The 13,885-nt window shown below is 65.5% G+C and carries 15 protein-coding genes; all 15 read left to right on the top strand.

From position 1 onward, the window contains the following. The 15 genes from KVT37_RS23195 to KVT37_RS23125 all read left to right on the top strand — a co-directional run bounded on the left by KVT37_RS23195 (position 1) and on the right by KVT37_RS23125 (position 13,875). A complete protein-coding gene (locus tag KVT37_RS23195; protein WP_217577338.1) occupies positions 1 to 198 on the top strand; it encodes a phage head-tail joining protein in 198 nt (65 codons plus the stop codon). A gap of 6 nt (positions 199 to 204) precedes the next feature. Further along, positions 205 to 972: a hypothetical protein gene (locus KVT37_RS23190; protein ID WP_217577337.1), complete on the top strand. Its 768-nt coding sequence runs from the start codon at positions 205 to 207 to the stop codon at positions 970 to 972. A gap of 2 nt (positions 973 to 974) precedes the next feature. Beyond that, complete coding sequence (locus KVT37_RS23185; protein WP_217577336.1) at positions 975 to 2,537, top strand: phage portal protein; 1,563 nt, start codon at positions 975 to 977, stop codon at positions 2,535 to 2,537. After that, entirely contained in the window at positions 2,527 to 4,560 is a 2,034-nt protein-coding gene (locus KVT37_RS23180) for a ClpP-like prohead protease/major capsid protein fusion protein (RefSeq protein WP_217577335.1), read from the top strand. The genes KVT37_RS23185 and KVT37_RS23180 overlap by 11 nt, the downstream gene beginning before the upstream one ends. An 87-nt stretch (positions 4,561 to 4,647) precedes the next feature. Next, the gene (locus tag KVT37_RS23175) at positions 4,648 to 4,998 is read left to right on the top strand and encodes a DUF2190 family protein (protein ID WP_217577334.1); all 351 of its coding nucleotides are present in this window, start codon (positions 4,648 to 4,650) and stop codon (positions 4,996 to 4,998) included. A 16-nt stretch (positions 4,999 to 5,014) separates the two neighbouring features. Continuing rightward, positions 5,015 to 7,909 (top strand): methyltransferase domain-containing protein, encoded by a 2,895-nt coding sequence (locus KVT37_RS23170; RefSeq protein WP_217577333.1) that lies wholly within the window; start codon positions 5,015 to 5,017, stop codon positions 7,907 to 7,909. Further along, positions 7,906 to 8,235 carry a DUF6527 family protein gene (locus tag KVT37_RS23165; RefSeq protein ID WP_217577332.1) on the top strand — a complete coding sequence of 110 codons (330 nt, stop codon included), beginning with the start codon at positions 7,906 to 7,908 and terminating at the stop codon, positions 8,233 to 8,235. The genes KVT37_RS23170 and KVT37_RS23165 overlap by 4 nt, the downstream gene beginning before the upstream one ends. Further along, complete coding sequence (locus KVT37_RS23160; protein ID WP_217577331.1) at positions 8,235 to 8,894, top strand: FkbM family methyltransferase; 660 nt, start codon at positions 8,235 to 8,237, stop codon at positions 8,892 to 8,894. The genes KVT37_RS23165 and KVT37_RS23160 overlap by 1 nt, the downstream gene beginning before the upstream one ends. Positions 8,895 to 9,616: 722 nt before the next feature. Beyond that, positions 9,617 to 9,766, top strand: a complete 150-nt coding sequence (locus KVT37_RS23155; protein ID WP_217577330.1) for a hypothetical protein — start codon at positions 9,617 to 9,619, stop codon at positions 9,764 to 9,766. Between the two features lie 55 nt (positions 9,767 to 9,821). After that, positions 9,822 to 10,766: a glycine-rich domain-containing protein gene (locus tag KVT37_RS23150; protein ID WP_368860636.1), complete on the top strand. Its 945-nt coding sequence runs from the start codon at positions 9,822 to 9,824 to the stop codon at positions 10,764 to 10,766. Further along, a complete protein-coding gene (locus KVT37_RS23145; protein WP_217577328.1) occupies positions 10,763 to 12,550 on the top strand; it encodes a hypothetical protein in 1,788 nt (595 codons plus the stop codon). Before KVT37_RS23150 ends, KVT37_RS23145 begins: the two co-directional genes overlap by 4 nt. Further along, positions 12,547 to 12,753 carry a hypothetical protein gene (locus tag KVT37_RS23140; protein WP_217577327.1) on the top strand — a complete coding sequence of 69 codons (207 nt, stop codon included), beginning with the start codon at positions 12,547 to 12,549 and terminating at the stop codon, positions 12,751 to 12,753. The genes KVT37_RS23145 and KVT37_RS23140 overlap by 4 nt, the downstream gene beginning before the upstream one ends. Continuing rightward, positions 12,750 to 13,079: a hypothetical protein gene (locus KVT37_RS23135; RefSeq protein ID WP_217577326.1), complete on the top strand. Its 330-nt coding sequence runs from the start codon at positions 12,750 to 12,752 to the stop codon at positions 13,077 to 13,079. The genes KVT37_RS23140 and KVT37_RS23135 overlap by 4 nt, the downstream gene beginning before the upstream one ends. Continuing rightward, positions 13,076 to 13,426, top strand: coding sequence for a hypothetical protein (locus KVT37_RS23130; protein ID WP_217577325.1), 351 nt, complete (start codon positions 13,076 to 13,078; stop codon positions 13,424 to 13,426). The genes KVT37_RS23135 and KVT37_RS23130 overlap by 4 nt, the downstream gene beginning before the upstream one ends. Beyond that, positions 13,426 to 13,875 (top strand): hypothetical protein, encoded by a 450-nt coding sequence (locus KVT37_RS23125; protein ID WP_217577324.1) that lies wholly within the window; start codon positions 13,426 to 13,428, stop codon positions 13,873 to 13,875. Before KVT37_RS23130 ends, KVT37_RS23125 begins: the two co-directional genes overlap by 1 nt. Positions 13,876 to 13,885: the final 10 nt, after the last annotated feature.

The raw sequence follows: 13,885 nt of genomic DNA, 5'->3' as shown, positions 1-13,885 counted from the left end.
ATGGCCTACACCCAGACCCAGATCGATGCCCTCAAGAACGCCATCGCCTCCGGCGTGCTGACCTTCAAGCACGGCGAGACACTGACCACCTACCAGTCGCTTTCCGAGATGCGCAAGGCGCTGCGCGAAATGGAAGCCGAGGTCGGCGGCTCGGTACCGCCGCGCCGCACCGTCGCCGGCTTCGACAGGGGCTTGTGAGGAAAAATGACACCGCTTGCTCTTCAGATTCTCAATGACTTGTGTCTGCCACTCAGAAGCCGGCAGATGCAGGACCCAGACAACGTTTTGCGCCACATGCCCGCCGCCAAGTGTTTTGAATGCTCTGCCTTGGGCGACTTCATGACTTCTCTGGCCAGAGAAAATCCTGATCCAGATCCTCTATATGAAGCGGGTCGCATTTTCGCGCCAGCGCCAGTAACCTTTTTGGAGATGAAGTCCACCAACCGGTTTGGTGTTCTTCTCCTAGAAAAATCAGATGGGAGCATGGAATTGCATGCGGCTACAGATGCAATGCTTGGCTTCTTATTTATCGGAGTTCTGAAGTCTTCGCGGCAGCAAGGAAACGTCTGGTTTACACAACCCTCGCAAACAAATGTTGCGATGCGTGACGCGCTTCTGATCGCGATCGGTGTCGTTTATCAGCTTTTCCTGATCAACACTCCCAAATTGCTCGGCAACATCACCCGCCTTCCGCACGCTGGCCTTCAGAAGAAGCTGGCTCGAGCTCAAGGCATGACCGGGAAGTTTCCCCTGTTTGCCTGGACCGAAATCACGCTCTGGGCAACGCCGGATGGCAGCAAAGCGAATGCGGAAAATGCCGAGATCGAGGCACATCTCTCTGGGCGTAAATGCCTTCATTTCGTTCGCGCGTTCTTGCGATGGCGTATGGGTAGGCCTGAGATCGTTTCGTCTCATTGGAAAGGCGATCCGTCACTCGGCATGAGGCGCAGTCGCTACAAGATGGCGGCCTGACCATGAACCTTCTCGATCGCGCCATCGCCGCCGTCGCGCCGGCCATCGCGGAGCGTCGCGCCCAGAGCCGCGCGCGCCTTTCGGCGCTCGGCCAGGCGACGATGGCCTTCGACGGCGCCACGCGCGGCCGTCGCGCTCAGGGCTGGCGGGTCGTGTCGACCGACGCCAATGCCGAGAACCTGCCGGCGCTGTCTCGGCTGCGCGACGTGGCACGCGACATGGTGCGCAACAATCCGCACGCCGCACGCGGCAAGTCAGTGCTGGCCAACAACATCGTCGGCTCCGGCATCATCCCGTCGATCGCCGGCAGCGTGCCGAAGACGGTCAAGGCAAAACTGCTCGACCTGATCAAGCAGCATCTCGACACCACGTCGATCGACGCGCGCGGCCGCACCAATTTCTATGGCCTGCAATGGCTGGTCATGGCGACGGTCGCCGAATCCGGCGAGGCGCTGGTGCGTCGCCGGCCGCGCCGCTCGTCGGACGGCCTGCCGCTGCCGTTCCAGCTCGAAGTGCTGGAGCCGGATTACATCGACAGCAGCAAGGATGGGCCTATCGCCGGCGATGGCGGATACATGATCCAGGGCCTGCAGTTCGACCAGATCGGCAGACTGGTCGGCTACTGGCTCTACACCCAGCATCCCGGTTCCTATTCAGGTATCGCCTACCAGAGCCGCCTGGTCCCGGCTTCCGAGATCGCGCACATCTTCCGCACCGACCGGCCCGGCCAGGTGCGCGGCGTAACATGGTTCGCGCCGGTCATCCTGAAGATGCGCGACCTAGCCGACTATGCCGACGCGCAACTGATCCGGCAGAAGGTGGCGGCCTGCTTCGCCGCCTTCGTCCAGTCCGACGAGAACATCTCGACCGTCATCCCGGCCGCCGATCCGAACCGGGCGACGCAGCGCGACACGGGCGGCGTCTACCAGGTCGAAAGCCTGGAGCCGGGCATGATCCAGCGCCTGAAGCCGGGCGAGGAAGTCACCTTCGGCACGCCGCCTTCGGTCGGCGAGTATGGTGCCTACAAGGCAGCCGAGCTGCGCGACATCGCGGTCGGCCTCGGCGTGTCCTACGAGGCGCTTTCTGGCGATCTGGCCGGCGTCAATTTCTCGTCCGGCCGCATGGGCTGGCTGGAATTCCAGCGCAACATCACGGCAGCCCAGAATTTCATGCTGATCCCACAGCTTTGCACGACGGTCGGCCGCTGGTTCCTCGACGCCGCGCAGCTGGTGCTGGCCCGCGATCTGTCGGCGGCTTTGCTGCTCTGGACGCCGCCACGCCGCGAGATGGTCAACCCGAAGGAGGAGGTCGGCGCTGCCCGCGACGCGATCCGTGCCGGCCTGTCGTCGCGCTCCGAGGAGCAGCGCAAGCTCGGCTACGATCCCGAGGATCTCGACGCCGAGAACGCTGCCGACAACAAGCGTGCCGATGAGGCCAATGGTGGCAAAGGCCTGATCTTCGATTCAGATCCTCGCTACCGCACGGCGGCCGGCAACGCGGTGACTGCCGCGACATCCGGCGCGCCGCCGGTGGACGACACGACAGGAGCTGGCAATGGACAATAGCCTGATCATCAACGGCGAGCTGGTCCTCTATGGGCCGATCGGCTTCCATGATTTCTGGGAAGGCACCGGCTTCACCGCCGGCGATGTCGTCAACGCGCTCGCCGAGATGAGCGGCGACATCACCGTCCGCCTCAATTCGGCGGGCGGCGTCGCCACCGAGGGTGCCGCCATCTACAACGCGCTGAAGCGTCACGACGGCGCCGTCGCCATCATCGTCGACGGCATCGCGGCCTCGGCTGCATCGCTGATCGCCATGGCCGGTGACACCATCACCATGCCGCTCGGCAGTCTGATGATGATCCACGAGCCGGCCGGCATCACGCTCGGCCCAGCCGACGCGCACCGCAAGAATGCCGCCGCGCTCGACGTCATGACGGGCGTCTATGCCGAGGTCTATTCCGACCGCACCGGGCAGAGCGATGCAGCCGTGCGGGCCATGATGAAGGCCGAGACCTGGCTGTCGCCGACCGATGCCGTCGCCAAGGGCTTCGCCACGGCATCACCCGAGGAAGGTGAGCTGGTCGTTGCCGATGCCACCTTCGATTACCGAACCTACAAGAATGCGCCGGCGCACCTCGCCGCGCTGTCAGCAGATCGCAAGGCCGCAAGCCTTCCGATGGTGGCGGTCATGGCCGCGCCGCAAAATCCACGAAAGGAACCTCCTATGAACACTCCTGCGCCTGCGGCGGACAAAAACCAGCCCGCCAATCCTACTGCCGATCCTGTCGTCGAACCGGTGATGACCGGCGACGCGGTGACGGTGAAGATTTACCAGATGGCCGGCCGCGCCAAGATGAGCTTCGAAGACACCGAGAAGCTGATCAAGGACGCCGGCGGTAGCCTCGAAAAGGCGACCGCCCTGATCATCGACGCGGTCGCCGACCGTGATCCCGACAAGGGCCGCAACACGCCGCCCGTCGCCACCGTTACCGCCGACGAGCGCGACCGCTTCCGTCAGGGCGTTGAGAAGTCGCTGCTCTCCAAGGCCGGGATTGCCGGCGGCGAGGTCAACGAATTCTCGTCAATGAGCCTGCGCGAGCTTGCGCGCGCCAGCCTGGAAAAGGCCGGCGTCAAGCTGGTCACCGGCGATCCGATGATCATGGTCGGCGCCGCGCTCGGCATGCGCCAGTTCGTCATGGCCGGCGGCATGCACACCACCAGCGATTTTGTCGAGGTGCTCGCCAATGTCGCCAACAAGTCGATGCTGAAGGGCTATCTCGAGGCCGACGAAACGTTCGCCAAATGGACGGCGAAGGGCTCGCTGTCGGACTTCAAGCCGGCCAAACGCGTCGATCTCAACCTGTTCCCGACGCTGGCCGAGGTGCCTGAAGGCGGCGAATACACCTATGGCACCATCGGCGACCGCGGCGAGAGCATCCAGCTCGCCACCTACGGCAAGATGTTCGCCATCACCCGCCAGGCGATCATCAACGACGATATGAGCGTCTTCACCCGCATTCCGTCGCGCATGGGCCGCGCCGCCATCCGCACCATCGGCAACCTGGTTTATGCGGTGCTGACCGCCAATGCCGCCATGAGCGACGGCGTGGCACTGTTCCACACCAACCACAAGAACATCGGCACCGGCGTCATCAACATGGCCAATGTCGATGCCGGACGCACCAAGATGGCGCTGCAGAAAGACCCCGACGACCTGGCCGAAGGCGGTCTCAACATCCGCCCGGCCTATATGCTGGTGCCGGTCGAACTGCAGGGCACCGCCGCCGCCCTGATGGCGTCGCAATACGCGCCCGGCACCACGACCGACCCGAACATCGTCAAGGGTATCGCGGAGGTCGTGTCGGATGCGCGCCTGTCCACCGATTCGGCGCTCAAGTGGTATCTGGCCGCCAATCCCGGCACCACCGACACGGTCGAGGTGTCCTACCTCAACGGCGTCAGCCAGCCGACGCTGGAGCAGAAGGACGGCTGGAACGTCGACGGCGTCGAGTTCAAGGTCCGCATCGACGCCGGCGTCAAGCCGCTCGATTTCCGCGGCCTCTATCGCTCCACCGGCGCCTGATCGGCCCGCCGATAGATCAGCCTGACCCATGACGGGCGGCCTTTTGGTCGCCCGTTTCCATTTCACCGCCCCAATCAGGAGGCCATCATGAAAAACTACATCCAGCCGGGGAACATCATTCCCTGGACCAATTCCGACGTCACCGGCGCTGCCGATGTCGCTTCCGGTGACGGCGTTGTTGCCGGCTCGCTGTTCGGCGTCGCGCAGGGCGACATCGCGGTCGGCGACAGCGGCGAGCTCGCCGTGACCGGCGTCTTTGAACTGCCGAAGACGACGTCGCAGGCCTGGACCTTCGGTCAGCGCCTGTACTGGGATGCCGCCGGCGGCAAGCTGACGTCGACCGCCTCGTCGAACAAGCTCGTCGGCGTCGCCATCGAGGCGACGGCAAGCGACGCGGCTGTCGGCAAGGCCCGCCTCTCGGGCGCCTTCACGCTCTGATCCGCGCAGGGGACGCATGGGGCAGCTCGTCCGCGATTGGGAAGGCCAGCCGGTCTTCATTCTCGCGGGCGGGCCGTCCGTGCTCGGCCAGGATCTCTCGCTGCTGAAAGGCCAGCGCGTCATCGCCATCAACTCGGCGCATCTCGCCTATCCGCAGGCGGACGTGTTGTTTTATGCCGACGCCGACTGGTGGACGCTGGTCGGCTCGAAGGAGCCGCCCTTCGCCGGCGAGATCATCACCACCTCCGGCATCGGGCCGAAGACGGTCACTCGGCTGATCAAGGACAAGCCTGACAAAGGCATCTCTCCCGATCCGAGGCGCGCGGCGCTGTCGGCGACCTCGGTCTCCGGCGGCCTGCATGTCGCCGTCCACAGGGGCGGCGGGCCGGTCTTCCTGCTCGGTGTCGACGGCAAGACCGGCGAGGGCGGCAGGCGGCACCATCACAACGGGCGCTATCCTAACCCGCTCAAGAAGGGCTGGTTCGACCGCCACAATGCCGAGCTCGCGTCGCTGGCGCCCTCGATCGCGGCGCTTGGCGTCAAAGTGTTCAACTGCTCACCGGTCAGCGATCTCTCCTGCTGGCCGAAGATTGATTTTCTAGAGGCAATCGCGATGGCGCAGGCGCAGCAGGCAAAGCTGATCTCCCCCCTTGTGGGGGAGATGGCTGGCAAGCCAGAGGGGGGCGCTGTCCCGCCGGCGCTGCGCCCTGTCGCGCCCCCCTCTGCCCTACCGGGCATCTCCCCCACAAGGGGGGAGATCAGCCAATCGCCAAAGCCCTCGCTCGTCGCGCTCGGCATGTACGGCATGGGCGACTGCCTGCACCAGCGCGCGGTCGTGCGCGAGCTGATGAAGACGCACGATGTCGAGTTGCAGACCTTCTACACGGCCATGTATCACGACCTGAAGGCCGAGGGGCTGAAGGTGACGCTGGTCGACGGCCGCCTGCCGCCGCGCATCCGCGATCAGGGAAACGATAACCGGGCTGCTCGGGCACGGATCAACCACAGTCTGCGCATCGGCTATGACCATGCGCAGACCAGGAAGCACGGCACGCTGCTCGCCGCCATGTTCGGCTCGGCCGGCCTTCCAGTGCCGGAGCGGCCCGACTTTTCGCTGCCGGTGAAACCGGAGTGGCGCGCGGCGGCGAGGGCGCTCGTCGGGGATACTGGCGGGCGCCCGCTGATGATCTATCGCCCGATCATCATCAATGGCACCTGGCCGTGCCCGTCGCGCTCGCCCGACCCGGCCGCCTATGCTGCGCTGTATCAGTCGATCAAGGACCGGTTCTTCACCGTCTCGATCTGCGACCTGACGCAGAAGGGCGAGCAGATCGTCGGCGAGGAACAGCCGACGGATCTCAAGCTGCATCGCGGCGAGGCCGATTTCGAGACGCTCGCCGGGCTGTTCGCCGAAGCGTCGCTTGTCTTCGGCAATGCCGGCTTCACGCCGATCCTGGCGCAGGCGGTCGGCACGCCCAACATCGTCGTCTATGGCGGCAACGAAAGCTTCCGCTACACCAACATCGTCGGCGCGCATCTGGCGCCCACGCTGCCGATCGAGCCGGTGAAGCCGTGCGAGTGCTTCGAGCGGCACCACAATTGCGACAAGACCATCGATCTGGAGGCGGCGCTGCCGAAGGTCGAGGCCTTCGCGGCCGCCCATGCGGCGACGCCGCGCGTCCTGGTGTTCGGCACCGTCTTCACCGACACGCCTGACAAGCAGCGCCTGGCCGCGCAATGGCAGACGCTGCACCGCTCCGTGAACGGCTGGAACGTCGACCTTCTGCTCGTCGACAGCGCTTCACCCCTGCCGCTGCCGCTGGTCGAGGATGGCGTGCAGGAATATGCCTTTCCCGACAACATCGGCCATCTCGCGCGCGGCGGGGCGGACGGCTGGGGCAGGGCCTTCTGCAAGGGCCTGGAGATCGCGGTCGACGGCCAATATGACTACGTCGTCCATGTCGAGGGCGACAGCCTGTTCTTGAAGCCGGTGTTGCCGATCATCCGCCGCATGCTCGCGGATGGCATCAAGGCCGCATCGGTGCCGGTCGCCGGCACCAAAAGGCAGGAGACCGGCTGGGCCGAGACCGGCCTGATGTTCTTCTCCGTCGACTATCTCTGGCAGTCCAAATTCATCGAGCGCTATGCCTGGCGCGAACGCCGGCCCCGGCCGTTCCCGGAACAGGCGATCTTCGATCTGCTCGGCGAGGATCTCGTCATGCTGCCGTTGAACGCCGAGCGCGGCGATCGCGGCCAGATCACAGGGGCGAATGCCGCCGGTTTCGACTGGATCACGCATTGCGCGCCGGAGGCGCTCGACGCCTTCGTCGAGGCCGCCATGCCGGCGCCGGTCGAAGCGACGATCGAGCGGGAACAGGCGCCGCGCGTAAAACTGAACTTCGGCTGCGGCACCAACAGGCTTGAAGGCTGGCAGAATTTCGACGCCGAGATCGATATCGAGAAGCCGCTGCCATTCGCCGACGGCTCGGCCGATTTCATCTATGCCGAGCATGTGGTCGAGCATGTCGACTATCACGCGGGCCTGCGCTTCCTCGCCGAATGCCGGCGCGTGCTGAAGCCGGGCGGCGTGATCCGCATCGCGGTCCCCAGCCTCGAAAATATCTGGAAGCGCGGCGACCAGGCCTATTTCGATTTCGCGCGCAAATGGGCGCCGAGCGCCGACCGCCGCGGCGCTATGCACGCCATCATCCATGCCCATGGCCACAAGGCGATCTGGACGCAGTCGCTGCTGGAAGCCTGCCTCTATTTCGCCGGCTTCGACGACGTCGTCGCCTGCCAGCCGCACCAGTCGGCGCATGCCGACCTCGTCGACGTCGAGGGCCATCACAAGGTCATCGGCGAAGCCTTCAACACGATCGAGACCGCAATCGCGGAGGGACGGGCCGCATGAGCGAGGTCAAGACCAGCCCCGTCGAGGCGAAACACATTCCAGAGTGGGACGATTTCCGCAAGGGCGAGCGGCCATCCGTCGGCCTTGTCGCCGGGTCATTCCGCGTCGAGGGGCCGGACGAGGATGGCGACTACGATTTCTACTATTGCTGCCCTTGCGGCTGCGGTCGCATCGGCATGCTCTTTGTCGGCAAAGGCATGAAGCCTACCTGCAGCCCGTCGTGGCAATGGAATGGCTCGCTAGAGAAGCCGACGCTGACACCATCTGTGCATCATGTCGGTCATTGGCACGGTTATCTGACCGACGGCGTGTGGGTTTCCTGCTGATGACCGGCCATCGCGACCAGTGGTTCGGCGGCCGGACCTATGCCCAGCATGGCGACGATCTTGCCGTGCTCAACATCTTCAAGCGGCTGGGCATTGAGAAGCCATCCTATCTCGACGTCGGCGCCTATCACCCGTTCGACCTGTCCAACACGGCGCTGCTCTATGAGCGCGGTTCGCGCGGGATCGTCGTGGAGCCGAATGAGGCGTTGTTCGACGCCTTCGCGGACGCGCGGCCGGAGGATCGGTTTCTCTGTGTTGGTGTCGCACCGACCTGGGGCACGCTGCCCTTCTATCATGTCGACGCAGATCCTGGCCGCTTCACCTTCGACAAGGCGACGGCAATGGAGCTTGGCATCACCCGCACCGAACAGGTGAGCGTCTGCACGCTGAACGAGATCGTCGCGCGCGAACTTGACGGCATCTGGCCCGATCTCCTGTCGCTCGACATCGAAGGTCTCGACGTCGATGTGCTGCGGTCCGCCGATTTCGGCCAGAGCCCGCCCAAGGTCGTCATCGTCGAGGCCGACAACGGCTCCGGCAGCAATGCCGCCGAGCTCTCCGCCCTGATGGCGGTAAAGGGCTTTGTTCTGCACTCTTGGTGCGGCTCCAACATGATCTTCGTGCGCGCCGCCGACCAGGCGCTGGTGTGGGGCGTCTGAGATGCCGGTCGACGTCCAGTCCTTCACATCCGGTTCCGGCAATTGGACCAAGCCGGCCGGCGCGACCACGGTTCGCGTCATCCTGGTGGGCGCAGGCGGTTCGGGTGGCGGTGGCGATACGCAGGCTTCGGGCACACCAGCGTCTGGAGGAGGTGGTGGCGGTGGTGGCGGCCGACATGAAATGATATTCGACGCCTCGGAACTCGGCTCCACGGAGCCATATGCCGTAGGCTCTGGTGCATCTGGCGGATCGGCCGGCACCGGCACAGGCGGCGGCAATGGCACGGCGGGCGGCAGTTCCACTTTTGGCGGCAATGTCGTGGCAGTCCAGACCGCCTATGGTGGCGGTCGGGGCGCTGGTGGTTCGGCTTCTACAGCCTCTGCCGGAGGCGGTGGCGCTGGCATGGCTGGCGTGGGCGGTGATGCAACGACGAGCACTGCAGGCAGCGCGGGCGCCAATGGTGGTGTGGCTGGAGGTTCCGGTGGGGCAGGCACAGCCAACACTTCGGTAGGTGGTGGCGGTGGTGGTGGCGATCCAAGTAATGCTTCGGCAGGATTGGCTGGAGGTTCAGCAGTACTAGGAGGAGGTGGCGGCGGCGGCGGCGGCGGTAAGAACGGTACGCCAACCTACAGCGGGGGCGGCGCCGGCGGCACTTCGGGCGGCGGTGTGATTCCTGGTGGCCCAGGTGCCGCCGCATCAACAGGAACGGCCGGATCGTCCGGTGAAATCGATACGTTGGGCTGGCCAGGTTCTGGAGGCGGCGGCGGCGGCGCAAGCGCGACGACAGCTGGCGCAGGCGGCACCGGAGGTTTTCCAGGCGGCGGAGGTGGTGGTGGCGGTGCCTCAGTCACAGGTGGAACGGCTGGCGTAGGCGGTGCCGGCGGAGGCGGTATTGTCGTGGTCGTCACTGATCTGGTGAGCGTGCTATGACGGCCGCACCGATTAAATTCGAGCGCTTCACGTCTGGCACAGCGCAGACCTGGACAAAGGAAACCTGGGCTGAGGTGATCCGCGTCATTCTCATCGGCGGCGGCGGTCCTGGGGGTGGGGGTGCTCGCAAGCCATCTGGGACTGCCGCATCCGGTGGTGCAGGTGGAGGCGGCGGCGCTGTCATCGATCGCATCTATTCCGCTGACCAATTGGCATCAACTGAAACGTATACAGTGGCTGGATCTCAAACTGGCGGCGCAGGCGGAACCGCTGACAATGCCAACGGCGGGCAAGGCAGTGTCGGCAACAACACGACATTCACTATCAACGGCGTAACGGTTACCGCCTATGGCGGCGGTGCCGGTGTTGGCGGGACCAACGGCGCGGCCACGGGCGGCGGCGCTGGAGCCGGCCTTGACGGGGCTGGCGGCAATGGCAGCGGCACCACGAACGGCACGGCTGGCGCCAATGGTGGCGCAGCTGGTGCGGCAGCGAATACAGGGTTCTTCGGGGGTGCGGGGGGCGCGGCCGGAGTTAATTCCGCATCGACACCTACAGCCGGCCAGCCGGCGACGCGCGGCGGCGGCGGCGGCGGCGCTGGATGTGGCAAGACCTCGACACCGACCTATGGCACAGGATCGGCTGGTGGCGCGGCGCGCGACCAGGCCGGATCGGCTCATGCGACCGCCGGCCTTCGCGGCTGGGGCTATCCCGGATCGGGCGGCGGAGGCGGCAATTCCAGCGCCACGACACCGGAAAACGGCGGTGACGGCGGCGCACCCGGCGGCGGCGGCGGCGGAGGTGGCACGACGGTCAACGGTGTCAATGCCGGCAATGGCGGGGCAGGCGCGCGCGGCGAGATCATCGTGATCAGCTACGGCAACGTGTCGGGTAGCGGCGGGCCGGTGCAATTGGTCGACAGTCAGGGATTGGTCGGATGAACTATATCGGCGATTTCCCTGAGGACTTTGCGTCCGTCACGGTGCTGTTCACCACGCATGACGGCAACGGCGCGCCGGTCGCGCCGTCGAGCGGTTTCGAGGCCGACGACGTCAAGATCTACAAGAACGGCAACGCGGCGCAGAAGACCACGACCAACGGGCTGACGATGACGTCGCCCTTCGATTCCATCACCGGCCTGCACTGCCTGGTGATCGACACCTCGAACGACACGGGCGATGCCTCCTTCTGGGTTGCCGGCGCCAGCTACTCCGTGGTGCTCAATCCCGACACCGAGACCGTCAACAGCCAGACCGTGCTGAAGGTGCTGGCGACCTTCACGCTGGCCATTGCTCCTGTCTTCTCGAGGGTTGGGGCGCCAGCCGGTGCCTCGATCGCGGCCGATATCGCCGCCGTCAAGGCTGTGCTGCCTGCCGCGCTGGTTTCAGGCCGGATTGATGCAAGCGTCGGCGCCATGGCGGCGGGCGTGCTGACCGCAACGGCGATCGCCGCAGATGCGATCACGGCGGCGAAGATCGCCGATGGTGCGATCGATGCCGCGACCTTTGCCACCGGCGCGATCAATGCCGCAGCCATTGCCGCCGACGCCATCACCGACGCCAAGGTCGCCAGCGATGTCACCATCGCCAGCGTGACGGGATCGGTCGGCTCGGTGACCGGCAATGTCGGCGGCAATGTCACTGGATCGGTCGGCAGCGTCGCGACAGGCGGCATCACTTCAGGCAGCTTTGCGGCTGGCGCCATCGACAATGCGGCAATTGCCACCGATGCCATCGGTTCGGCGGAGCTCGCGGCCTCGGCGGTGACCGAGATCCAGAGCGGGCTTTCGACGCTTGATGCCGCCGGCGTGCGCGCTGCCGTCGGTCTGGCCTCGGCCAATCTCGACACGCAGCTCGGCGCGCTTGCCGGTTACATCGACACGGAAGTTGCCGCGATCAAGGCCAAGACCGATCAAATCACCTTCACCGTCGCGAACCATGTCGATGTCAACGTGGTCGATTGGAAAGGCTCGGCGGCCCCTGCCATGACCGGCGATGCCTATGCCCGCATCGGCGCCAACGGCGCCGGCCTGACCGCGCTTGGCGACACGCGTATGGCGCATCTGGATGCCGACGTGTCCAGCCGGTCGACCTATGATGGTTCCGACACGGCCGGAACCGCGACGCTGCTCGGTCGCCTCACGAATACCCGCGCTGGTCTGCTCGACCATCTCGATGCCGACATTTCGAGCCGCATGGCGACGTTCAGCTATACAGCGCCGCTCGACGCCGCCGGGACACGTTCGGCGCTCGGGCTGGCATCCGCCAACCTCGACACGCAAATCGCTTCGCTGGCGACATCGGCGGCGCTGACTGCCGTCCAGAGCCATGGCGACAGCGCGTGGGCGACGGCGGATGTCTCCGACCTGCCGACCAACGCCGAACTCGCCACCGCGCTTGCCGGTGCCGATGACGCCACGCTGGCGGCGATCGCATCGCTGTCGTCAGGGATTTCGGCCAGCTTCACCAGCCTCGCCAGCTATGGCGACGCCCATTGGGCGACGGCGACCGGCTTCGCCACGGTCGACCCCGACAATGCCGGAATCGCGGCGATCCGGGACGTGACCGACAGCCTGGTGATGACCGGCGGCAAGCTCTGGGTGCTGGACGACCAGGGCAACCCGCTTGCCCATGCTGGTGACGTTGTGTCGGCCGACATCAAGAAGGTCAACGGCGTGACGGTCCAGGGGGCCGGCACGACTGGCAACGAGTGGCGCCCGGCATGAGCGACGTCTGGGGCGGCTCGTGGGGATCATCCTGGGGCCATAGCTGGGCCGAGGCAGTGTTGCCGCCCGTGGCCACTCTCGTCCTCGGTGAAATCCGCATCCGGCCGGCCCTGGCAGGCGCTGTGGAAATGGAAACGGCCATCTCCGCCGACATCGACGCATCGCCGCTTCTCTCGGCCAAAGTCAGGACTGACGCGCAATGAACTGCATCGTCTATGTCGCCAACACCAACCTGATCGAGGTGCTCGGGCTGAAAAGCGCAGTGGAGGGCGAATTCATCGGCGACGCCACGGTGACGGTGACGGTGAAGGACGGGGCGGGCACGAACGTCTCCGGCCAGACCTGGCCGCTGACGCTGACGTCGACCGACGGCACCGAGCCTGAAGGCAACTACCGCGGCATCCTGAAGGACACGCTCGATCTCACCGCCGGCACACAATATTTCGCCCATGTCGATGCCGATGCCGGCGCGGATCGCATCGGCCATTGGGAATTCGCCTTCACGCCCAAGACGAGGCGCGGCTCATGAGCATCTGGGACATCCACTACGACGCGCTCTATGCCTCGCCGATCGCGGTCGACGCCGTGCTTGTCGTGGCCTGCGGTGATATGCCGATCGAACTGAGGACGATCGACAAGACGGCTGGCATCGTGACCGGCGGCGGTGGCGGTCGCTTCAGCGCCGAGGTCGAGACGATCTCGCCGGCCGCCGCCGTGCGCGCCGCCGATCTCGACAGCATCGACAGGGCAGCGCTTGCCGGCGCGCAGCTGACCATGAACGGCAAGACCTGGACGGTTGAAAACCACGCCTTCCGTCCGGCGCCGAGCGGCGAGGCGGGCGGCGAGATCCTGCTAATCCTGACCGAGGCACGCTGATGGATGCCCGCGAAGCGATCCTGCAGCGCCTGGTGGCGATTGCCGAGACGTTCAAGACCGCCGATGGAATCAAGACGGTCTATCGCAACAACATGAGGCCGCCGGAAGCCAATCTGCCGGCGATCCTGGTGCTCGACGGTGACGAGCAGGGTGACGAGAACGATCCGAAGAGCCGCGGCGCACGCGGCCCGCGTCGCATGCTCATGACACCGCAGATGCTGATCGTCCTTCCGGAAGAGGCCAAGAATGTCGGCACGGTGCTCAACGGCCTTCGGGCGAAACTCATCAAGGCCGTGGCCACCGATTCCGACCTTGCTGCACTGACCACCAACCGGATCGGCCCCTGGCTGCACTCGACCCAGACCTCTCTTGCCTGGGGCCGCTCGATGCTTGGCGAAATGGGCGTGGCCTTCGCCATTCCGTATTACCTCGACCCCGCCGCTCTCTGATTTTCAACCG

It is taken from the genome of Mesorhizobium sp. GbtcB19 (assembly GCF_019091085.1).
Taxonomy (GTDB): Bacteria; Pseudomonadota; Alphaproteobacteria; order Rhizobiales; family Rhizobiaceae; genus Mesorhizobium.
This window is presented reverse-complemented; position numbering and strand designations above follow the sequence as displayed.

Coding starts and splice junctions, on each gene's coding strand:
- KVT37_RS23185 (WP_217577336.1), top strand. CDS start 975: ATGAACCTTCTCGATCGCGCCATCGCCGCCGTCGCGCCGGCCATCGCG.
- KVT37_RS23165 (WP_217577332.1), top strand. CDS start 7,906: ATGAGCGAGGTCAAGACCAGCCCCGTCGAGGCGAAACACATTCCAGAG.
- KVT37_RS23125 (WP_217577324.1), top strand. CDS start 13,426: ATGGATGCCCGCGAAGCGATCCTGCAGCGCCTGGTGGCGATTGCCGAG.
- KVT37_RS23140 (WP_217577327.1), top strand. CDS start 12,547: ATGAGCGACGTCTGGGGCGGCTCGTGGGGATCATCCTGGGGCCATAGC.
- KVT37_RS23145 (WP_217577328.1), top strand. CDS start 10,763: ATGAACTATATCGGCGATTTCCCTGAGGACTTTGCGTCCGTCACGGTG.
- KVT37_RS23135 (WP_217577326.1), top strand. CDS start 12,750: ATGAACTGCATCGTCTATGTCGCCAACACCAACCTGATCGAGGTGCTC.
- KVT37_RS23195 (WP_217577338.1), top strand. CDS start 1: ATGGCCTACACCCAGACCCAGATCGATGCCCTCAAGAACGCCATCGCC.
- KVT37_RS23170 (WP_217577333.1), top strand. CDS start 5,015: ATGGGGCAGCTCGTCCGCGATTGGGAAGGCCAGCCGGTCTTCATTCTC.
- KVT37_RS23175 (WP_217577334.1), top strand. CDS start 4,648: ATGAAAAACTACATCCAGCCGGGGAACATCATTCCCTGGACCAATTCC.
- KVT37_RS23180 (WP_217577335.1), top strand. CDS start 2,527: ATGGACAATAGCCTGATCATCAACGGCGAGCTGGTCCTCTATGGGCCG.
- KVT37_RS23150 (WP_368860636.1), top strand. CDS start 9,822: ATGACGGCCGCACCGATTAAATTCGAGCGCTTCACGTCTGGCACAGCG.
- KVT37_RS23160 (WP_217577331.1), top strand. CDS start 8,235: ATGACCGGCCATCGCGACCAGTGGTTCGGCGGCCGGACCTATGCCCAG.
- KVT37_RS23130 (WP_217577325.1), top strand. CDS start 13,076: ATGAGCATCTGGGACATCCACTACGACGCGCTCTATGCCTCGCCGATC.
- KVT37_RS23190 (WP_217577337.1), top strand. CDS start 205: ATGACACCGCTTGCTCTTCAGATTCTCAATGACTTGTGTCTGCCACTC.